24 protein-coding genes are annotated in these 21,843 nt (G+C 34.4%); all 24 read right to left on the bottom strand.

The window, feature by feature from the left end:
• Nucleotide 1: 1 nt before the first annotated feature.
• Nucleotides 2-370, bottom strand: a complete 369-nt coding sequence (fliN, locus tag NTX22_10955) for a flagellar motor switch protein FliN (GenBank protein ID MCX6151035.1) — start codon at nucleotides 368-370, stop codon at nucleotides 2-4.
• Nucleotides 370-1,353 (bottom strand): flagellar motor switch protein FliM, encoded by a 984-nt coding sequence (gene fliM / locus NTX22_10950; protein MCX6151034.1) that lies wholly within the window; start codon nucleotides 1,351-1,353, stop codon nucleotides 370-372. The genes fliN and fliM overlap by 1 nt, the downstream gene beginning before the upstream one ends.
• A 1-nt stretch (nucleotide 1,354) precedes the next feature.
• A complete protein-coding gene (locus NTX22_10945; GenBank protein ID MCX6151033.1) occupies nucleotides 1,355-1,897 on the bottom strand; it encodes a flagellar basal body-associated FliL family protein in 543 nt (180 codons plus the stop codon).
• 302 nt (nucleotides 1,898-2,199) lie between these two features.
• A complete protein-coding gene (locus NTX22_10940) occupies nucleotides 2,200-3,882 on the bottom strand; it encodes a flagellar hook protein FlgE (protein MCX6151032.1) in 1,683 nt (560 codons plus the stop codon).
• A gap of 101 nt (nucleotides 3,883-3,983) precedes the next feature.
• Nucleotides 3,984-4,364, bottom strand: a complete 381-nt coding sequence (locus NTX22_10935; GenBank protein MCX6151031.1) for a flagellar protein — start codon at nucleotides 4,362-4,364, stop codon at nucleotides 3,984-3,986.
• A complete protein-coding gene (locus tag NTX22_10930) occupies nucleotides 4,361-5,050 on the bottom strand; it encodes a flagellar hook capping protein (protein ID MCX6151030.1) in 690 nt (229 codons plus the stop codon). Before NTX22_10930 ends, NTX22_10935 begins: the two co-directional genes overlap by 4 nt.
• A 9-nt stretch (nucleotides 5,051-5,059) precedes the next feature.
• On the bottom strand, nucleotides 5,060-9,004 hold the full coding sequence (locus NTX22_10925) for a flagellar hook-length control protein FliK (protein ID MCX6151029.1): 3,945 nt from the start codon (nucleotides 9,002-9,004) through the stop codon (nucleotides 5,060-5,062).
• The gene (locus tag NTX22_10920; protein MCX6151028.1) at nucleotides 9,001-9,612 is read right to left on the bottom strand and encodes a hypothetical protein; all 612 of its coding nucleotides are present in this window, start codon (nucleotides 9,610-9,612) and stop codon (nucleotides 9,001-9,003) included. Before NTX22_10920 ends, NTX22_10925 begins: the two co-directional genes overlap by 4 nt.
• The gene (locus tag NTX22_10915) at nucleotides 9,609-10,049 is read right to left on the bottom strand and encodes a flagellar FliJ family protein (GenBank protein ID MCX6151027.1); all 441 of its coding nucleotides are present in this window, start codon (nucleotides 10,047-10,049) and stop codon (nucleotides 9,609-9,611) included. Before NTX22_10915 ends, NTX22_10920 begins: the two co-directional genes overlap by 4 nt.
• 6 nt (nucleotides 10,050-10,055) lie before the next feature.
• Nucleotides 10,056-11,387, bottom strand: coding sequence for a flagellar protein export ATPase FliI (gene fliI, locus NTX22_10910; GenBank protein MCX6151026.1), 1,332 nt, complete (start codon nucleotides 11,385-11,387; stop codon nucleotides 10,056-10,058).
• A 57-nt stretch (nucleotides 11,388-11,444) separates the two neighbouring features.
• The gene (locus NTX22_10905; protein ID MCX6151025.1) at nucleotides 11,445-12,080 is read right to left on the bottom strand and encodes a FliH/SctL family protein; all 636 of its coding nucleotides are present in this window, start codon (nucleotides 12,078-12,080) and stop codon (nucleotides 11,445-11,447) included.
• Nucleotides 12,073-13,092: a flagellar motor switch protein FliG gene (gene fliG, locus NTX22_10900; GenBank protein ID MCX6151024.1), complete on the bottom strand. Its 1,020-nt coding sequence runs from the start codon at nucleotides 13,090-13,092 to the stop codon at nucleotides 12,073-12,075. Before fliG ends, NTX22_10905 begins: the two co-directional genes overlap by 8 nt.
• A 13-nt stretch (nucleotides 13,093-13,105) precedes the next feature.
• Nucleotides 13,106-14,728 (bottom strand): flagellar basal-body MS-ring/collar protein FliF, encoded by a 1,623-nt coding sequence (gene fliF / locus NTX22_10895; protein MCX6151023.1) that lies wholly within the window; start codon nucleotides 14,726-14,728, stop codon nucleotides 13,106-13,108.
• Nucleotides 14,729-14,732: 4 nt separating this feature from the next.
• Nucleotides 14,733-15,017, bottom strand: a complete 285-nt coding sequence (fliE, locus tag NTX22_10890) for a flagellar hook-basal body complex protein FliE (GenBank protein ID MCX6151022.1) — start codon at nucleotides 15,015-15,017, stop codon at nucleotides 14,733-14,735.
• 1 nt (nucleotide 15,018) lies between these two features.
• Nucleotides 15,019-15,255, bottom strand: a complete 237-nt coding sequence (locus NTX22_10885) for a hypothetical protein (protein MCX6151021.1) — start codon at nucleotides 15,253-15,255, stop codon at nucleotides 15,019-15,021.
• A 2-nt stretch (nucleotides 15,256-15,257) separates the two neighbouring features.
• Entirely contained in the window at nucleotides 15,258-15,737 is a 480-nt protein-coding gene (gene flgC / locus NTX22_10880; GenBank protein ID MCX6151020.1) for a flagellar basal body rod protein FlgC, read from the bottom strand.
• A 15-nt stretch (nucleotides 15,738-15,752) separates the two neighbouring features.
• Nucleotides 15,753-16,145: a flagellar basal body rod protein FlgB gene (gene flgB, locus NTX22_10875; protein MCX6151019.1), complete on the bottom strand. Its 393-nt coding sequence runs from the start codon at nucleotides 16,143-16,145 to the stop codon at nucleotides 15,753-15,755.
• A gap of 122 nt (nucleotides 16,146-16,267) precedes the next feature.
• The gene (locus tag NTX22_10870) at nucleotides 16,268-16,513 is read right to left on the bottom strand and encodes a hypothetical protein (GenBank protein MCX6151018.1); all 246 of its coding nucleotides are present in this window, start codon (nucleotides 16,511-16,513) and stop codon (nucleotides 16,268-16,270) included.
• A 1-nt stretch (nucleotide 16,514) separates the two neighbouring features.
• Complete coding sequence (locus NTX22_10865; protein ID MCX6151017.1) at nucleotides 16,515-17,588, bottom strand: chemotaxis response regulator protein-glutamate methylesterase; 1,074 nt, start codon at nucleotides 17,586-17,588, stop codon at nucleotides 16,515-16,517.
• Entirely contained in the window at nucleotides 17,588-19,384 is a 1,797-nt protein-coding gene (locus tag NTX22_10860; GenBank protein MCX6151016.1) for a chemotaxis protein CheA, read from the bottom strand. The genes NTX22_10865 and NTX22_10860 overlap by 1 nt, the downstream gene beginning before the upstream one ends.
• Nucleotides 19,385-19,388: 4 nt before the next feature.
• A complete protein-coding gene (locus NTX22_10855) occupies nucleotides 19,389-20,153 on the bottom strand; it encodes a protein phosphatase CheZ (GenBank protein ID MCX6151015.1) in 765 nt (254 codons plus the stop codon).
• Between the two features lie 11 nt (nucleotides 20,154-20,164).
• Complete coding sequence (locus NTX22_10850; GenBank protein MCX6151014.1) at nucleotides 20,165-20,542, bottom strand: response regulator; 378 nt, start codon at nucleotides 20,540-20,542, stop codon at nucleotides 20,165-20,167.
• 14 nt (nucleotides 20,543-20,556) lie between these two features.
• The gene (locus NTX22_10845) at nucleotides 20,557-20,922 is read right to left on the bottom strand and encodes a response regulator (protein MCX6151013.1); all 366 of its coding nucleotides are present in this window, start codon (nucleotides 20,920-20,922) and stop codon (nucleotides 20,557-20,559) included.
• A gap of 4 nt (nucleotides 20,923-20,926) precedes the next feature.
• On the bottom strand, nucleotides 20,927-21,829 hold the full coding sequence (locus NTX22_10840; GenBank protein ID MCX6151012.1) for a protein-glutamate O-methyltransferase CheR: 903 nt from the start codon (nucleotides 21,827-21,829) through the stop codon (nucleotides 20,927-20,929).
• Nucleotides 21,830-21,843 lie beyond the last annotated feature (14 nt).

The raw sequence follows: 21,843 nt of genomic DNA, 5'->3' as shown, positions 1-21,843 counted from the left end.
ATTAAATTCCTTTTAATCTATCGGGTGATTCAATCAGGTTTGTAATACGAATACCAAAATGTTTATCAATAACAACAACTTCTCCCTCTGCAATCTTCTTATTGTTTACGTAAACATCAACTGGTTCGCTTGCAAGCTTATCAAGCTCAATTACATAACCTCTGTCAAGTTCAATAATATCTTTAACCAGCATTTTAGTTCTGCCAAGCTCTATATAAACATTAAGATTTACATCTTTAATAAATTCAAGTTTATCGTCTGAGAAATACCCTTTTTTAGTAGATTCCTCCAAAGCGGTAAATTCGGCTTTTTTTCCTTCAAATTTTTCTATTGATCCCGGATTTAAATCTGATCCAATACTTTGTTCCATTAATTTTTCTCCTCGTTTTCAACTCGCTTTGTTATTTTAACTGCTCTGTGTCCCCCCAAAACTCCTGGCTGGCATTTGAATACAACTTTATCTGCAACAGTAACCGTAAGTTCCTCTCCAACTTTCTTATCCAACATAATTACATCACCCTGGCTTAATGAAAATAAGTCTTTCATTCTAATAGGTGCTGTGCCAAATTCAACTTTTAGAGTCAGGTCTGTTTTTTTAATATGATCTACCAGGATTGTTTTGCTGGAAGTCCCATGATATTTTACCGGGCGTATTGTTGAGATATTCTGGCTGTTTATTTTTGAAAGAATTGTATCGAAAGCATACGTGGCAAAACAAAGATTCATCAAAAAGGAATTTTCCCCAACCATAATTTCAAAACTAAACAAAAGGATACTTTCACTTTGAGACGTTATTTGAGCAAAATCTATATCGGATTCAAATCTTTCAACCACAAATTCATAATTACCAACTATCAACCAAGCTTTTTGAAGTTCTTGCATTACTTTATCAACAAAAATAAAAAGAACACGCTGTTCTATTGGTGTAATCGTTTTTATTTTTACATCCCCTCTGCCGTTTCCACCCAGGAAGCGATCTACCAGCGTTAAGGCAAGTTCCGGACTTATTTCTAACACTCCTTTTATATCTGTTGATTTTATATCAAAAGTATAAAGGCAGGCTGGATTTGAAACTGATAGGACATATTCCGAATAATAAATTTGATCAACAGAAATTATGTTAATGCTGATAATAGACTGCAATTTAGACATCAGGAAAGAGCTGATACTTTCACTAAATGTATCATGAATATTTCTTAAGGTTCGTAATTGATTTTTGGAAATCCTGTTTGGAAGTCTGAAATCATAAGGAACAATAACTTTCTCTATCTCTACAGGAGTTTGTTTATCTACTCCAGCTTTAACTGTACTAAGAAGTTGATCAATTTCTTGTTGTGATAAAAGCTCTGCCATATTATTGCATTATATATTTACTAAAATAAATGTCATTAAAAGATATATTACCAAATTTTAAAGAGAGGCTTTTAGTTAATTCTATTTTTAATGTGTCCTTAAATCCAACCTGTCCAAGCTGAAACAACGACTTACTTGACATTATGGAAATTATTAAATCCTTTACAATTGGTTCTCTTTCTTTAAGAAATTTAAGATGTTCTTCCTGTCCAACATCAATATTAACGGAAGCCAGCATAAGTCGCTGTCCGGAAGTACCGGCAGGATTTACAATTACATCATCAAGGGAATAAATGTACTTTCCAAAATTTTCTTTTCTTTTTTTCTGCTGACCGTTGGAAGTATCGCTTATATTTGTAACTGTTTCTTTGTTTGATGATGACTTTGCCGGTGTTTTGTTTAACAGAATGTTTGCTGTTATAAAATAGACAATTACCAATTGCACTATAAATAACGGTAATCCAATAATAAATACTTTTGGATTTATTGAGGATTTCTTTTTTAACTCTGGAATGCTTTCCGGTATCTCTTGTTTATCTTCCATTTTTCTTAACAATTATTATTATTCTTGCTACTCTAAGGTCAACCAATGTGCCACTAAAAACGAAATATTAATAACTGAAATTTGAAAGAATTTATTTGAATTACCACTGCGATTGCACTTTCACATGGCTAATATTAAACAGTTGGGGAATATGGATTATTGATATAGGAAATCAAGGATTGAGGATTGAGAGTTGAGGATTAGATTAAAGAATAAAAAATTATGATATGAGATAAATCTGCGAGATGATTAATGAAAGCCTTCAGGATCAAGTAAATGATCCTGAAGGTTATAAGAATTGTTTATCTAACCAGACTTGTAATTTCCTGAAGCAAAGTATCAGAAACTGTAATAGTTCTTGCATTAGCCTGGAAACCTCGCTGAGCTACTATCATCCTGGTAAATTCTTCAGACAAATCAACGTTGGATTGTTCAAGTGCACCGGATTGAATTGTAGTTCCGGTTTCTTCACCTGGTACACCATAAAGTGGATCGCCGGAATTTGCACTAACTGTGTATAGGTTATCACCAACACTTGTTAACCCACCTAAGTTTGGAAACGAAGCTAACATTATCTGGGCAAGTTTTTTAGAATATCCATTTGAAAATACACCAACAATGAAACCGTACTGGTCAATGCTCAAATCGCTAAGTGTAGCTGCGGAAGAACCATTTTGCGATAAAGCAGATACAACAGAATCTGTTGATGATTGAGTAATTCCTTCAAACCCAGAGCCAAAATCTAGAGTAATGTTATTTGCGCTTGCACCACCAAGAGGGGCAAAAGCAAGTACCGGAGGATTGGGAACCGGAGTATTCATTGAACCATCAGCATTAAAAGAAACTGTTCCTGTATTATTGGATAAAGTTCCGCTTGAAGCCGGGATTGTTGCGCTCCAATTCCAATTAAGGTTAGAAAGTTTTGTGAACTTCAAAGTTAATGAATGAGAATTACCCAATGAATCGAAAACTGTGACTGTTCCAGTAACTATAGTTGGCTCGCGGTTACTATCAACTGTTGAATTTAATGTTGTGGCAGAATTTGTTTGAGTTACTGTTGTTGGATCAAATGTGAAATTTAGACCCAAATCAGTATCTGTAATTGCAATGGCAGCCGGCGCTGCTCCTCCCATAGTAGTCAATGCACCAGTTGTACCATCAAACACCATAGAAACTGCTGCTGGTGGTGTAGCAGGTGCAACATAAATTGAATCGCCGGTTTCTTTGTTTATAATATCATAGGTAAGGTCATACGTATTGGCGGCTGTCTTTGTATATGTGGAAGTTAATGTATATTCATTTCCGTTATCATCATAAATAGTATTAGTATCAGTAGCTGTTCCGGCAGGAACAGGTGGAACTGCCGTTAGATCTTCAAGAGGTAGTGAGGAATTTATATTTCCCGCCTCAACATATTCTTCAGACCTGGTAATTGAAGAAGTGCTGCTTAAATTACCGCCCCAAGTTGCTAATGTAGTTGAAACCGCTGGCAGTTTCATATTAGGTTTTATCTGTACGTCTTCCAAATGATTTCCAGGAGGAATAATTCCATCATCTGTTGCTACTTTACCCTGTACCACTGCTCCGTTTTGCGGAACCACTAATTTACCATCAGCATCAAATGTAAAAGCACCAGCCCTGGAAAAGAATTGCTGCCCGTTATTCTTTAAAACGAACAGCCCTTTTCCTTGAAGCGCTAGATCGGTTAGAATCCCGCTTCTTTCAAATGTGCCTTGATTCCAATTTCTATCTATAGAACCTATTTTCATTCCTAAGCCAACCTGAAAAGTATTTGTGCCACCGGAATTTTCAGTTGGGTTTGATCCAAAACGAACGAATTGATTAAATGTATCGCTGAATGTAACTCTTGATCCTTTGTATCCAATTGAATTTACATTGGCGATGTTGTTGCCAATTAAGTCGAGCATTGTTTGGTGATTACGTAAGCCAGAAACGCCTGCGAACATGGAATTAAGAAGTGACATAATAACCTCCTAAGGTTTTATTTTTTGTTTGATCCGGCATCAGTCAGTCAGCCAGATCCGGAGCGTCCTCAAAAGGTCCCGCTCTTGTGTTAATTAAAAATTTATGCGAATACTACGCTATCTATGTTTGTAAAAATGTTATCCTTGTTTTCATTTTTATGTAATGCTGTTATAACGGTTCTGTTTGGAATGTTTACTATAAAAGCTGTTTCATCAAGCATTACAAGTGAATCCTTTGAACCTTTTGCTTCTGCTTTGTCTACTGCGGATTGCAGTTTGCCAAGCGTGTTTTCATCAAGCTCGATGTTTCTTGCTTCAAGCCGTTTTGTGGCATGGCTGGAAAATTTAAGCTTATCAAGTTCAATCTTAAAAATCGAATCGAAGCTCCTGCCATTCCCTTTTATTTTACCCGGTTCAAAATCATCGTTTTGAACAATGGGAATGAATGGAACATTGATTCCGTTAATTAATTCTGACATCATTTCCCTCCATCAGAGTTATTCTGAATTTCGCTTACATCTGATAAATAATATTCAAGATTATCCACCATTAATTTTGTACCCGATTCAGAAAATTTGATTGCATCAATAACACCAAGCTTGTAAATTTCTGCCGTAACTGTTTCTCCGTTCAAATCCTTTGCTTCCACTTTAAATGTATATTTTCCAACTGCAACTTTATTACCATCATTATCGGTAAAATCCCATGAAAGTTTATGCTCACCAGTTCCATTTGCACTGTTTAAAAATGTTTTAACAACATTTCCATTCTCATCATAAATTTTTACATCTACATTATCAGCACCCTCTGCAAGACTATATCCCATGTTTACTTTATCTTGCCCGGTATAATTTAAATCGCCTCCGCCCAACTTAACAGACTTGCCAATCAATGCTGATGACAAAGTATTGTTGATCGATTGAGTCAACTGGAAATTTGCATCAATTGATTTTGTAAGCGAATCGTTAATGTTTGTCAACTGTTCCAAGGAACTAAACTGTGCAAGCTGTGCGGAATATTGAGAACTATCCATAGGATTCAACGGATCCTGAAATTTTAATTGCTGAATCATCAGCTTCATAAAATCATCTTTTCCAAGAACACTTTTTCCTGTACCTTGATTTACCTGACTTTGATTTCCAAATAAATTTGATATTGAATCTACCATTTCATCCTCCTATGCTAAAAACTCGTATGTGTTATAACCCAAATTCTTTGTCATAAATATTTCGTCTACATCTGTAAGCAATTCTTTTTCCAGATCAAATTTTTTCTTAGATGGATTTCCCTGCTTCATTTGTTTTTGTTCACTTGTAGATACCTGAAGAAATGAAAGTGATAATCCGCTTTGGTTTAAAGATTGGAAAAGCTGCGTTACATTATTTTCAATAAGCTTTTTTACCGCTTCGTTTTCCACTTCAACATGAACCTTTGCGTTATTCTCCATTATATCAAGTGTAATTTTAAGTTTGCCTAAATTTTCTGGCTCAACGTTAAAAGTAATTGAATTCTTTTCGTGCTTTATAATGAACCGGGAAACTTCTTTTAAAATGTTTTCATATTTAACAGTTTTATTACTATCAAAACCGCCAGTTGCATCCATACCTGCCGTTTTAGTTAATCCGGAAATTTCTTTTGTATTGGCAATACTTTCGTGATTTTGTTTTTTGCCGGATTGAGAGGAATTCGATTGATTCTCATCTGAATTATTTTGCGTATTTAAACTACCTTTTAATGGCGAATCGGACTCCGCTGCATTGGTCTTGATGGTTTCTACCTTAGCTAAATTTTTAGGATTGGATTCCTTTTCAACTTGCATTGTTAATGGAATAATCTTATCAGCATTAACTTCATTTTTAACAACCGGTGGTTTATCATTTTTTAGGGAACCTTTGCTTTCAATTTCTTTCGCTTCAACTTCCTTCACTTTCTCTTTGCTAATTTTTAAAGTATCATCTTTTTCATTTGAAACCGGAACCGATTTTACAATACCCTCTTTTACTGATATTTTTTCTATGGAGATATTTTCACTGCTTTGATTTATTAATTTTAAGTTGGATATTTTCTTTGTTTTAATATGAAGATCATCCGGATTGTTTGATGTTTCTTCATTCACAAACTCGCTTTCGGGCAATTCATTTATCGTTACAGTTTCTTTTAACGATGATTCTGTTTTTTTTTGATCTATCTTTTCAGGATTTTTCACCTTACTTACAACTTGGTTGCTCTCTTTCGCTACAATAGATTCACCTTTAACCACAACATTTTTCTTTAGATCTGATTCAACTGGTACACTTTCTTTTATGTTAGTTTTATATTCTTCAGTTGCTGGTTTCCCGGATTTTATTTGTGCCTGTGCAGCAAAATCTTTTTTCACTTTTACTTTTTCCGGATTACTTTTATCAGACTCGGATTCTTTCGTAACTTTATCCTGGTTTTGTACAACCTCAATATTCTTATCCTTCGTTTTAATATTACCTTGTGTTGTGGTTGTTTTAATCTTATTTGCTTCTGTCTCTTTAATATCAGCTTGAAGTGCACTTTGCAATTGTTGGGCACTACCTGATTTTTTATCTGCTGTTAACTCACAAACTATTTTTTGTGATGGTTGAGAAGTTTTATTTTCATTAACACTTTGCTCATCATTAACAACAATTTTAATTTTATTTTGGTTGGTAACATTTTCACTTTCCTTGGGAACTGAAATAGTTTTACCAAAAGATTGTTGGTTTAAGGATTTTTTTTGTGCTTCCTGTAAACCGATTGGCTTTTCTAAATTACTAATTTCCTTAGCTGGTGATTGGGAATTTTTATCATCTACATTTAATTTAGGTACTTCATTTGCTGGAACATTTGCAGCTTTGTTTGTAAGTGCACTACCATCCGCATTAGTTTTGGGAGTGATTGTTTCTACTGAAGTCCGGCTGGTAGTTACATATTCCTTCTTAACCTTTATCTCAGTATCGTAGCCACCTGGTTCCAATATTTTAGTTGTTGGCTTGATGGATGTTTTAATTTTTTCTTCATCACTGCCTTTTATTGTCACACCGGATTTAATTACTTCTGATGCACTGGAAGAACTTGTTTGGGATTTGCCAATAATATTTGTCGATTGTTTTTCTGCAATAGCTTCTGGCTCATTGCTCTTTTCAACTTGATTTGTTGTTAACTTAAAAACTTTAATTTCCTTTACTGATCCCTCTTTCACCGGTTCTTCCGTTTGCAGTTTATTCAGTTTAAGATTCTTTGAATCAACCAACTCTTTTTCAACATTTATTCCAGCAGGTTTAGTAGCTAAATCTGATTGTGATTTGCCAATAATATTTGTCGTCTGTTTCTCTGAAACAACTTCTGGCTCATTGCTCTTTTCAATTTGATTTATTGTTTCTGGATTAAAGAACTTAATTTCCTTTAATGTCTCATCTTTACCGGGGTTTACCGTCTGTTTAATTATCGGAGAATTATTCGAGTCAACCAATACTTTTTCAGTTTCCAATTCCGCAGATGCATTTAGACCCGGTTGTGATTTATCAATAATATTTGTTGTTGGTTTATCTGAAATAATCTCTTGCGGATTACTAATTTCAGTTTGATTTGTTGTTCCCGTCTTAAAAAATTTTATTTCCTTTAACGATCCATCTGCCTCAAGAACTTTCGGTTGTATGGTGCTTTGAACAAATTTATTTGCTTCTGGTATAACTTCATTTTCAGAAACGCTCTCAAGTGGTAAATTTTCTTTTGAGACCAAAAAAGAAGTATTCCCTTTTATAATGTTGGAGTCTGGGACATCAGCTTTTTGCTGGGATTGAACATTATTCTGCTGAATCATTTCAGTTATGGCATCCGGAGTTGCATTTTTAGTGGTCATGTCCTGAAGTAACTCGATGGAATTATTTGAAGGAGAATTTTTGATTTCTATATTTAAAATAATCCCGCCATCCTGGATTTTCAAAAGATCGGCTGAGGTGTTTGTTTCTTGTAAACCAGGAACAAGTAATTTGTTTTGAAAGGTCGAATCTTGTTTACCGGTAGTGTTAGCAAGAATATCAAATTGTTCGTAGCCAACTTTTTCAAAATCCTGAGCTGGATAATATATTTGTGAATCATCAATAGAATTATGTTCGAGAGTAGCGTTTCCTACTTCAATTTTAATAATCGTAGGTTCAGGAAAAGAAGCCGATGCTTTCTCAATATTATTTTTTTCTGTGTCATCTAAATTAAATTTTTCAGCATCGGATACTTGTGCGGCTCTTAAGCTATCAGTATTTGGATTAAAAATTAAATTGGAATTCTGTGCTTCAATTTTAGATATATACGAAACCTTATTTATAATTTGATTTACTACTTTACCAGTTACAACCAAATCAGAATTAAAATCTTCTTCATTTTCATTAATCTGTTTATTAGATAAATTATTTTTGTTCGGATTAAAATTTAGTTGAACCAAACCATTCTGGTTTTTAACATTTATTGAAATACTTTTCCCGGATTCAATTGCTTTAAATATTTCCTTAATCTTACCATTAAGACTTTGGCTGGTAGCGTCATCGCCTAAATTTTCTGGAGTAATGTTCTTTAATAAATTACGTAATAATTCTCCAATTGAATTTTTGGATATTTCTCCTTTAAAGCTTAAACCGTTTTCGGATTTTGTTAAATCAACTTTAGGTTGTTCAATAGCTGAAATTGAATTAAACAATTTTGCTAATGCCGGTATGGTACTGGCAAGAATTGAAAGCAAGGTGGTTGAATCAACTTCTTTAATAGAATTACTACTAATATTACTTGTATTGGTAATATTTGTTAATCCAGCAAGGTTGGACAAAATTGAATTTTGCACATTTGAATTCTCAACCAGTTCTGGAATTAAGTTTGGCGATAATGTTTCGCTGCTATTATTTGAAAATATTGTTTTGCCGTTTAAACTTCCCAGAGCTAAAAGATTTTCTGTATAAGTTTTGGAAAGCGAAAGTGTTTGAGTATTTGGTAAAAGTTCTGAATTGTAAACTTTAATTATATCTGCAAAAAGGTAATTATTTAAATTTGATTTTGAAGCTTTGAGTGAACGCAATTCTTCATTAGTGCCGGGTGCATTAAAGAAGAGAGGATTAAAAACCATCATTGTAACCTTGTTATTCTTTTTACCGTATCAGCATCCAGATTGGAAAGAATTTCTGCCGCCTTTTTCTTTTTCATTGAATAGATTAATTCTCTGGCTTCATTATCGGATAAATTTTTAATAATTTTAGCTACTTTTTTTGCATCCATCGATTCATAAATTTTCACCGTCGCTTTCTTCCATTTATTAAAAGTGCTGTCTGGAATTTTTGCAGTTAGAACTATCTCTGGTTCTTTAATTTTTTCTTTAGGAATATTGATGACCGGTGGTTTATCTTTTTGATCAACTACTTTATTAACTTCTGGTTTTTTAATTTCAGTTTTGTCCAATTGTTTTTCTGGTAAAGCTGTAATATTTTTGGTCGGTATTTTAATTGAATCTTTTTGTAGAACTTGCAAAGTATCTTTCTTTGCAATTAGAGAATCTTGTGCTTTATTAACATCTGCTGAATTATATTTTTTAGATGAATCTGAAACCGCGGTTATTTTTTGTGCTGGGCTAAAATCCAACCAAAATACGTTTTGAACTTTTTCATTAACTATCATTAATAAACCAGTTACGGCAAGAAATGCGACTATAAAGGTTAATGCGTATAGTAATGAGGCTTTCAATTTTTCCCCCGTGCAAATTTTTGAACTGAAATGTCATCCATCTGAATTTGTTGAGTTTTATTATCTTCTATTAAGAAATCCTGCTGTTCTTTATTTTCCAGAGTTTTAAAAATTTTATATTCCTTACTTTTAGAAATCAATTCGTTCAACTTTTCTGCTCGTTCTTTTTCAACAATAATCATTTTATCCTTAAACGTTTTTATTGCCTCATCCAAAAAAGATTCATAATATATTTTCGTATGTACTTCGGAAATTTTTATAGTTTTATTTTCTTCCGTATTAATTTTTATTTGATTTTTCTTTAACTCCAGATCAATGATTTCTTTTTTTATAAGTTCAATCTGAAAATCAAAAGCAGCTAATTCTTTTTGAGCTTTCTTTTCTAAGCTCTTCTTTACATTTTTTATTGATTCATATTTATATTGAAACTTTGCCATAAATCATCAAATTAAATTTGGTTCAATAAGCATATTAAGTTTTTGTATTGTTTCCTTAAAAACAGCTTTCTCATTCATATCCTGCTTTAGAAAATTTCTTAACAGATTTATTTTAGTTAAAGCATGATCAATTTGCGGATTGCTGCCTTTTACATAAGCTCCAATATTTATCAAATCTTCAGCCTCATTATAAGTTGCAAGTATTTCATTAAAAGTTGCGGCACGCTTTCTATGATCAGCAGAAACAATATCCGGCATTACTCTGCTTACACTTGCAAGAGGGTCGATAGCAGGAAATTGCCCGCGGTTTGCCAATTTTCTGGAAAGAACAATATGTCCATCTAAAATTGATCTAACAGCATCAGCGATTGGTTCTGTAAAATCATCACCATCAACAAGAACGGTATAAAACCCGGTGATGGAACCTTGCTTTCCATTACCAGCTCTCTCTAGCAATTTAGGAAGTATTGCAAATACAGAAGGTGTATATCCTTTTGTAGTTGGTGGTTCGCCAATGGTTAATCCTATTTCGCGCTGCGCCATTGCAAAGCGGGTTACGGAGTCCATCATTAGTACAACATCTTTTCCTAAATCCCGAAAATATTCTGCTATGGTTGTGCCGATAAATGCTGCTTTAATTCTAAGCAAAGCCGGTGTATCGCTGGTAGAAACAATTACAACCGATCTTTTCAATCCTTCTTCGCCCAGATCTTTTTCAATAAATTCTCTAACTTCTCTTCCCCGTTCACCAACTAAGACAATAACGTTTACATCTGCATTTGTATTACGTGCAATCATACCAAGCAAAACACTTTTGCCTACACCGCTTCCGGAAAAAATTCCAATACGCTGCCCTTTACCGCAGGTTAAAAGGGAATCGATTGTTCTTACCCCGCACTGAAGTGGTTCCGAAATTCTTTTTCGGTCTAATGGACTTGGCGGCGAATTATGAATATCTCTTATAGACGAAACTTCAATTAATCCTTTTCCATCAATTGGAATTCCTGAACCATCCAGTACTCTGCCAAGTAAACCTTCACCAACACCAACGCGAAAACTTTGCCCCGATGCAATTATTTCGCAAAGTGGAGATATTTTATCTACTTCGCCTAAGGCAATTGAAAGAACTTTTCCATCTCTAAAACCAACAACCTCTGCTTTACAAACCTCTCGTCCCGCTCTATCTATTATCGTACAAACTTCTCCAAGGGTTACATTCGGTCCGGAGGAAATGATAATTAGTCCAATTACATCAGTCACCTTTCCATTCAACTTAATTAAATCGGCTCGATCTATCAGTCCTTTAAATTGGTTTATGTACAAATCACTTAATTCCATCTTATCAAATCCAGTATCATGTATTCAAAATTATTGTCGTTTAAAAAATCTACCCTATTACATATCTGAATTTACATTGGAAAAATTACCTTGAAATGCCCGGGTCATTTCTTCTAACTGTGAGGAAATTCTTGCATCAACATTTCCAATTTCAGATTCTATTAAACAACCACCAATAGCTATTTTCTCAGTTACTTCAAATTTTACTTTAGCGTTCGAATTATCCAGGGAGTTTAAATTATTGTTTGCGTTCAGCATTTCGTAATCTTTCGGATTCAACTTGATTAAAATTTCGCTGGCGCCAATAATTTTTTGTACGGCTTTTTTTATTGTTGCTTCTATATTTGATTTACCTTCCAATCCCGTAGAAACAATTTTTTCCGCAATCATTACGGAAACTTTGGAAATTACCTCCGGCAGGGATGAGTCGTAAGCGGAAAGTTTGTCTTCAAAACTTGCAAGTATCCTGTAGAATTCTTCAGCTTTCTGCATTACCTGGTTATCAATTTCATTCTGCAGTTCTTGCTTAGCAGATTCATACCCTTCCAGAAAAGCCTTCTCGTAGCGAAGTTGTGTTTCTTGTTTTTGAGCCAACTGAATTTCAATTTCCTTCTTAGCCTCAAAAAAAAATTCATCACCTATTTCAGTTTTAAGGTTTTGAGGTCTGCGCGTTAGTTTAATAACGTTAGACATAAACATCCTCAGCACCACCACGTCCGGTAACACTTATTTCGCCTTGCTCTTCCAAAGCTTTAATAACGTCAACAACTTTTGCCTGCGCACCTTCAACTTCTTTTAATTTTACTGGTCCCATATATTGCAATTCTTCTTTCAGCAAATCGGCGGCACGTTCAGACATATTTGAAAATATTTTTTCCTTCACTTTATCATCTGCCACTTTAAGTGCAAGCGCAAGATCTTTTCTATCAACTTCCTTCATAATTCTTTGGATATCTTTGTTGGATATATGAATTAGATCGTCGAACAGGAACATCAACCTTTTTATTTCTGTAGCCAATTCATAATCCATTGCTTCAATTTCTCCTAACACTTCTTTGCTAAAACCAATACTTGTTCTGTTAAGAACTGCTGCAAGGCTTTTGGTTCCACCAATTTTACTAATTGATTGACTGATTGCGCTTCCGGCTAATTCGTCAACAACTTTTTCAATCTGCTTTAAAGTTTGCGGAGCAATTTTACCAAGTGTAGCCATTCTGTAAATAACTTCATTACGTAAATCTTTAGGCAATTCTTTTAAGGCACCGGCAGTTTGATCAGGATGAAGATGTGAAAGAATAACCGCAATAGTTTGCGGATGTTCCTTATTTAGGAAATTAACGAGCTGTTGTGGATCGGCTTTTTTAAGAACATCAAATCCGCGAAGAGTTGTTATACTTTTAACTTTATCGATAATCTCAATGGCTTTTGCGGGACCAAATGATTTTTCCAGTACTTCCTGCGCATACTCTAAGCCGCCTTCGAGCATATACTGCCTGGCAATAACCATATCGTAATATTCATTAAGAACCGAATCGGCAACATCGGAAGAAATATTTTTTACCTTCGATATTTCTGCTGAGATTAATTCAATATCAGCAGGATCAAGGCTTTTAAATACCTGTGAAGCAGAGTCAGTATCCAGCGCAATCATAAGTAGCGCCGATTTTTGAAGTCCGGAGAGATCTACAGTTTTTGCAGTTTTCATATTATTTTAATTTTCAATATTCATCTTCACGTAACCAAAGATTTATCAACCTTGCAGCTTCTACAGGATTTTGGGCAACATAATTAGTAAGCTTTTCATGTTTAACCTGTTTTGTAATTGCTTCATCACTTATTTCATCTGTAATGTCGCCAATTTCCAGAAGCGACCGTTTTTTCTTTGGCGGATCGATTGCTTTTTTTTCTTCAGCAATTTTTGGTCGTTCAGTAAATTGCTTTTCGATGAAGTTAACTCCACCTACATTGCCATAGTTTTGGCCATAAGTTCCAATTACTATTTTTTCGTTTTTTAATCTCTTTAACAAAATTCGCAATACTATCATTGCTGCAATAATTGAGGCAATAATAACAACAAGGTTAATCCATTTTTCTAAACTATTTCCAACGGATTCCTCTTCAATATTTTTTTCTATTCCATTCGGGTTTTCAAAGGACATATTGATAATAGAAATTTGATCATTCCTTACCGGATCAATACCCACAGCCTGTCGGACGATTTGCTCAAGCTGTTTCATTTGCTCTTCAGTGCGTGGATTTACAACTTTTTCTACTTTATCTCCTTTTGTAACTTCCTTAGTTACTCCATTTATTACTGCAGCAACTGTAAGCCGTCTTATTGCTCCGGTTTGTGCAATTACTTTTTCAATTGTTTTACTTACTTCGTAATTGGTAATGGAATTTTCATTATTAACGGAATTAGAATCGCTTAAACTTTTTCCGCCGCTTGCCGCTTTATTTGTCTGTTCACTAATTGCTACCTGAGACTCCGGATCGTATTGTTCCATCGTTTTTTCAACCTGGTTGAAATCCAGTTCGGCATTAACTTTTACAATTGCATTGCCATAACCCAAAACATTATCCAGAATGTTCTGTGCTTTTCCTGCAAGATAATTCTCTACGTTTGTCTTAACTTCATATTGTTTGCTTGTAAATCCATTTAGTGCATTATCATTCAATTCTTTTGATAGTAATCTACCCTTTGTATCAACTATGGTAACGCGTGCTGGCGTTAATCCTTCAACGCTGCTGGCAATCAAATGAGAAATGGCTAAAACATTATTCTGCGTTAGCTCGAACGATTGATTTATTTTTAGCACCACAGATGCAGTTGGTTCTTTTTGCTCTTCTTTAAAAACAGATTTTGCAGGAAAAACAATGTGTACTCTTGCCCCAACAATTCCATTCTGCTGGGTTATTGTTCTGGATAATTCACCTTCGAGCGCCCTCTTGTAGTTAAGTTTTTGCATGAACTCAGACATTCCCATTGTTGTCTTATCGAAAATTTCGTAACCAACAATTCCGCTATTTGGAATGCCTTTGCCGGCAAGAGCTAAACGCGCTTCATATACTTTTTCTTTTGCAACGCGGATGGTTTGACCATTATCTTCTATCTTATACGGAATCTTTTGGGAGGTAAGATATTCTACAACCTTAGAAGCATCTTCCTGGGCAAGGTTTGTATACAATGCCTGATAGTTGGGTTCGTTTAAAAAGAAAAGGACGAGTATAAAAAGGAACATTGAAACAATAAAAACCCCACCAATTAGCAAACGCTGCTGGATGGAGAGTTTATTAAAGATTTGAAAAATATTTTGAAGATAAGAATTTTTCTGTTCCACGTTTTTAAATTCTACTTAATTCTTTGAACATATCAATTGATTTATTTCGTATTTCCATAAGCAGGTCTAAACTGGTTTTGGCTTTTTCACCAGCTATCATTACTTCGTGAATTTCCACACCATTTCCGGAAGCAAAATCATTTAACATCCTGCTAGATGTTGCCTGGTCTTCGTTTACCTGTTTCATAAAATCGGAAAAAACATTTCCGAATCCCGGGCTGCTGCTTTTATCAATTGTATTTTCCGGTGAAATTAATTTTATTGAACCGGCTATTCCTTCAATTCCCATGTTAACCTCTTCTATCGAAAATTGATCCCAGGGCAACACCGGACATTTTGCCTGTAGATTTGTAAAAATGATAATCCATTATTTCTTTTTTGTTTTCCGGATAAAGCTGTACAAAAAATTCTTTCTCTTCTTTTGTTACCGCATCAACTTTTGTGGTTGGAGCAGCACTGTTTGTTTTTAGCGTATTATTAATTTGATAGGGATTATAATTTCCAATTGCATTAGTAGAAATTTTCATTCTCATATCTCCAGTGAATCTTTAGCCATTTGTTTTGAAGCATTGAAAGCTGTTAAGTTCGATTCATATCCTCTGGAGGCAGCAATCATATCAACCATTTCTGTAATTATATTTACATTAGGCATTGTTACATAACCTTTTTCATTTGCATCCGGATGTTCTGGCATAAAGACTTGGCTACCTGTAGATGAGTCTTCAATTTCCTTACCATTTATTTGTAAATCCGAATTATTTTCCGGCACTAATACAACTTCCTGCCGGATATGCTCAATGTCAGTTGTTCTTAATTGAATTGAATTCTTATTTAATTCAATGCCGGGTAATTTATTTTCGGAGTTTACAATAAGAAATTTCCTTTGGTAAGGTTTACCATTTTCAGCCTTAGTAGTATCCATGTTTGCAATATTTTCTGCAACCAGATCCATTTTTTTTCTTTGGATGCTCATTCCTTTTGCGCTGATATTAAAACCATTGAAGTTCAAACCTACCTTCATATTTTATCTTTGTCCTTTAATTACTTCTTGCAGAGATCTAAAATATAATTGTAATTTTTTTGCAGCGAATTTATACATTATTGAATTTTCTGCCAGGTCAGCCATTTCTTTATCGATATTAACGTTGTTAATACCGGATAACATTTCTGTCTCAGTATCTTTTACCACGGTAAACTCTGATGGATCTGCTGATGATAAATTTTTACTTTGAAAATGCTGGGTTTCTGTGGCTTTTAGATTTGCATTTATGCCTTCCGTAAGTAGATCGTTAAATTTAACTTCTTCGCGCTGGTAATTTTGCGTAGAAATATTAGCGATGTTTTTACTGATTACTTTTTGCCGTAACGCTGAATATGAAATCAGTCTTTCTAAAACTTTTATCGTTGGTTCTGGCATATTGCTTTTGCTTTTAAGTTAAAGCAAAAAGGACAAATGTGGTGCCAGCAGATATATTCAGAATCTATGAACTAAATTTAGTAATCGGAATAAAAGAATGGCTAAATGTGTGCAGGTGTAAATTATTCGTCAGAATAATCCAGAATAACGGACTTTGTTTCCCCGCAGGAACAAACAAACTTAATCTCTTTAATATTTTCTTTGTCATCCTTTTTTAGAATTATTTTAACTCCATTATTGCTTTCTTCATCAATAGTGATAACCGCTTTGCCCAAAATATTTACATCCTTAGATTTTATAATATTTCTGGAACCAGTTCCCTTAATATCAATTTCAGTAAATGCAAAATTTTCAAATGAATCATTCATATTAAAACGCCATGTTTATAATTTCTGAAATTCTTTCCAATGGCAAAATTAAATCTGCTAACCCGCCATCAACAATTGCTTTTGGCATGCCATAAACAACACTACTATCTTCATCTTGCGCAATTGTATTTCCACCCAAACTTTTCAATTCTTTCATTGCTTCAAAACCATCTTTACCCATACCGGTCATAATTATTCCAAGCGTACTCTTGCCATACACTTTAACAACCGAATCCATCATTACATCAACAGATGGGCGATGGAGTGTATCTGCCGGCTCTTCTGAGATTCTTATTTTAATCGAACTAAAGGAACCATTTTCTATGTGCATATGAAAACCACCCGGTGCAATATATACTATTCCGCCTTTTACAGTCTCTGCATTTTCGGCTTCCTTTACTTCAAGGGCACTCAGTCCATTTAATCGATCTGCCAGCGACTTTGTAAACTTTGGCGGCATATGCTGTACTATAAAAATAGGGCAATTAACTTTTTTTGATAGCTGCGGAATTACTTTCTGAAGTGATAATGGACCACCGGTAGAAATACCGAGCGCAATTGCCTTATAAAATTTAGATGGAAGTTTTTCCGACTTTGTTGGCGGAACAACATCAACCTGGATTTTGTGAGTAATTTCTCTTAAACGTACTAACCGGGCTTTATGTTCTTGCTGTCTTACAATCGATTTTACTTTTTGAATAAGATCTAATTTTATCTTAACGATATTAACGCTAACAAAAGACATTTCCTTTGGAATAAAATCAATTGCGCCAAGCTCCAGAGCTTTTAATGTTGCATCAGCTCCATCAGTTGTTAAAGAACTTACCATCATAACTGCAGTTGGATGTTCTGCCATTATTCTTTGCAGCGCTGTCAGCCCATCCATCTTTGGCATTTCAATATCAAGGGTAATCAGATCTGGTGATAATCGTTTTGCTAATTCAATCCCTTCCAGACCATCCCTTGCCGTAGCAATTACTTCAATCTCCGGATCAGATTCCAACATCATACTTAATGATTTGCGCATAAATGCGGAATCATCAACAACAAGAACTTTTATTTTTCTTGTTATCATTATTCTCTTAAGTTGTTAATTAGCTCAGCCAGATCCAATATTACAACTACTTTTCCATCACCCATAATTGTAGAGCCAGCTATTCCTTGTATGTTTCCCAAATAACTTCCAAGTGATTTAATTACTACTTCTTTTTGACCAAGCAGCATATCGACTTTTATTCCGAACCGTTTTTCCGCAATTCCTACAACAACCACATATTGCCAGGTTCTATCGTGTCCATTACTTGCAAATTTAAACAATAGTTTATGAATATTTATTAGCGGAAGAACTGAATCCCTTAATTGGATTACTTCTTTTTTGTTTATTGTATGGATTTGTTCAGAAGAAACACGAACTACTTCGATTACTGAATTCAATGGAATGATAACTGTTTCCTTGTTTATTCCAACCAGTAAGCCTTGAATTATTGCAAGCGTTAAAGGCAACTTTAGGATTATCTTTGTTCCTTTATCAACTTCCGAATCAACATTAATAATTCCACGCAATTTTGTAATGTTGGTTTTTACAACGTCCATTCCAACACCACGCCCGGAGATGTTTGTTACTTTTTCTGCGGTAGAAAATCCGGGCAAGAAAATAAGATTAAAAATTTCCTGCTTTGTTAACTCCTTAGCTCTTTCTTTATTAAGAAGTCCTTTTTCAATCGCTTTTTCTTTTATCTTTTCAGGGTCAATTCCTTTACCATCATCCTGAATTGTAATGATGATGTTATTGCCTTCGTGCTCTGCGGCTAAAGTTATGGTTCCCTTAGCCGGCTTTTGTTTTTTGATTCTATCTTCCGGAAGTTCTACTCCATGATCAATAGAATTGCGGACAAGGTGAACAAGCGGATCATTTATTTCTTCTATTAAAGTTTTATCAAGTTCAGTTTCTTCTCCATGGATAACAAGTTCAATATCTTTTTTTGTTTCTTTGCTTAAGTCGCGTACAAGCCGGGGAAATTTATTAAATACTTTGCCAATCTTTATCATTCTTGTTTTCATAACTGCAAGCTGAAGTTCAGTTGTCATCAAATCCATATGCCGGGAAGTTTCTGCAAGATCGCGCGATAATTTAGTACCTTCATAATCAATGGAAGCTTCGTGATATATTTGGCTTAAACGATTTCTGCCAAGAACTAATTCAGAAACAATATTCACCAATTCATCCAGGCGCTCTACATCAACACGGATTGTATTATCACCCTTTTTATGTGCCGCTTCAATTATTTTTTCTTGCTTGGAAATATTTATTTTTTCCGGAGTAATTTCACAAGTTAAATCCGGTATTTCATCTACTTCAACTAATTCCGATACTTTATTCTGAATTTCCCCCGATTGAATTGCTGTGGTTTGTGTTTCAATTTCAATATCCGATTGGGCTGCACTTTTACTTTCGCATCTGGAGAGAACAATCTTTAATGCTTCAACTGCTTCATCAACATTAATTTCTTCATTCTTGTTCGATTCAATGTGCAAAACAAGTTCTTTCATACTGTCATATGCAAGAAGTATGGCATTCATAATTTCATCATCTAACAATACTTCAAGCTTGCGTAGTTTATTTAAAATATCTTCCGCATGATGAGTTAGGAAAGTAAGTTTATCTAAACCCAGAAATCCAGCCGTGCCTTTAACGGTATGGAATGATCTGAAAATATCGTTAAGAAGTTCTGTATCCTGGGATCGTTTTTCCAGATCAACAAGGTTGAGATCCAGCTTTTCAAGAATTTCCTTAGTTTCAATAACAAAACTTTCAAAAATCTCTTTCATATCCGGATCATTCAACAAGCTAAATTGTAATTCATTCTCCATAGTATTATCTAAAAAGCTTATCTATTTCTTCCTGTGATGTTTTTGCACCTTGCAGGTTTATTATTTCATCAACTTCATTTTGTTTTCCAGCAGAGTTAAGGTAAGATGCGTTAGGATCATAATGCGCCTGTTCATCAAGTTCTTGTTTAATAATCTTAATATCATCATCCAATTCGGCATGCTCAATATTATCTATTAAAGATGCCAGTTTTGCATGGACTGATTGAATAAGATGATTTACGGCAGCAAGTTGTTGGGCTGTTATATCCTGAACTTGTAATGAGAGTGTTATTTTATAAGTGTCGTTATTAGATTTTACAAGAATCTTTATAACATCTTTTAACTGATTGGTATAATCGTTTTCAGAAACATATTCTTCCAAAAGTTTTGCTGCTTTCTCATTATCTTTTACAAGAGCACGTAACTGAACCAGCGTTTGATTTTCTTGTTTCCAATTTACCATTACGTTATTTAGGATAGTTTCTGATTTTTTAAGATTGCCGGTAATTTCATCAACAAGATCTAATATTTCTGTGGTAGCAAGTTCTGTAGCGCTGGTTACATTTTTAATTTGATTAGACGCCTGTGGTATTTTTGATGTGCTGTCTGCTATGGAGGTGTTTATATTTTCAAGAAGTGGAACAACCTCCTTCATAAATTCTGTTAGACTTTGAATTATTGGGACAACTTTTTCTGTAAACTTGAATATAGATTTCAAATCATTAAGTTTTTCAAAAAGCGAATTCATATTTGTTGGTGATGTGTTCATAAAATCCTCGTTCAGATTGCCGCTAAAATTTGATCAATCTTTTCTTTAAGAATCTGTGGTGTAAATGGTTTAACAATGTAATTGGAAACCCGCGCCTGTAAAGCTTCAATTATATCTTCTTTAACACCGCGGGTTGTTACCATAAGAATAGGAATTTTTTCTGTGGCAGGATCGCTGCGTATTGACTTGGTTAATTCCAGCCCGCTTAATACCGGCATATTCCAATCAGTAATAACAAAATTTATATCGCGTTCTACCGCCAGTTTACCAATTGCTTCTCTACCGTCGCAGGCTTCTATAAAACTATCGTACCCAAGTGTTTTAAGTGAGTTTGTTACTATCCTGCGCATTGTAACTGAGTCATCTACTACTAAAAATTTAATGGACATCTTTTTCCCTTTTTCTAATTCAAGTATTTGGCAACTTCATATTGAATTCTTTTAGGATCGAATGGTTTAATAAGATACGAGTTTGCACCGGACGCCAATCCTTTTTCTATTTCTGCACTTTTAGAAAGTGAAGAAAGAATAATAATTGGTGTTTCCTTATATCTTACGTCTTGCCGAATTGTTTTAATTAATTCATAACCATCGATGTTCGGCATATTCAAATCTGTTATTACAAGATCGATGTTTTGCAGAGGAAGCTTTTCAACCGCTTCCATTCCGTCGGAAGCTGAAACAACCTCAAATCCTCTAATGCTTAAAGCTACACTTACGAATTTTCTTATCGTAGGTGAATCGTCGGCGATGAGTATCACCTTTTTCATTAACCTACTCCTTTTTATAACCTATTGTTTTAGGATAACTAACCAATTTAAACGCTTTAGATACTCCGTGTAAGGTTTCTGAATAACCAATAAACAAATATCCGTTTTTGTTTAATGAATCATACAACTTAGATATTACCTTAATTTTGGCTCTCAGATCGAAATATATAAGTACATTTGCGCAGAAGATAACATCAAAATTTGCCATTGCTCTCATTGCTATATCATCTAACAGGTTCACAATCTTAAAGCTTACTCTCTGTTTCAGGGTAGGATCAAATTCAAAATAACCGTTATTTGATTTAAAATATTTTTTAAGATAATATGCCGGGGCATTCCTTATTGAATAATCTCTGTAAATACCTTTCTTTGCTGTTTCAACAACTGCATTATTTATATCGGTACCAACAATCTCAAATTCCAAAGATGGATATTTAGGTTTAATCAGTTCATTTAGAACTACGGCAATGGAATATGCTTCTTCACCAGATGAACTTGCTGCGCTCCAGATTCTAATTTTATTATTAGAAATCTTCGATTTGAAAGAATAAATATCCGGTACAATGTTAGAAACAAGTGCATCTAACTGTGGTTGGTTCCGGAAAAAGTAAGTTTCATTTATAGTTATTGCCTCGAACATATATTTCTGTTCGTTCATTCTATTAGTACCAAACTTCAAATATTCAAGGTACTTCTCAAAATCTTCTATCCCAATATGCGTCATCCTTTTCTGCAGTCTGCTTTCAAGCAAATATTTTTTATTGTCTTGAAAATAAATTCCACATAAACTGTAGATGTATTGCCGCCATTCTTCAAACGATTTGTCTGAAAGAACATTATCATTTTTCAACTTAAAGTTGGGATAAACGTTATTGGGTACAGGCGCGGCGTTATACTGGTTTAACATTCTGCAATCCCTGC

Source organism: Ignavibacteriales bacterium, assembly GCA_026390815.1.
In the GTDB taxonomy this organism is placed as follows: domain Bacteria; phylum Bacteroidota; class Ignavibacteria; order Ignavibacteriales; family SURF-24; genus JAPLFH01.
Note: the sequence above shows the minus strand (reverse complement) of the source record. Positions and strands in the feature narration are given on the sequence as shown.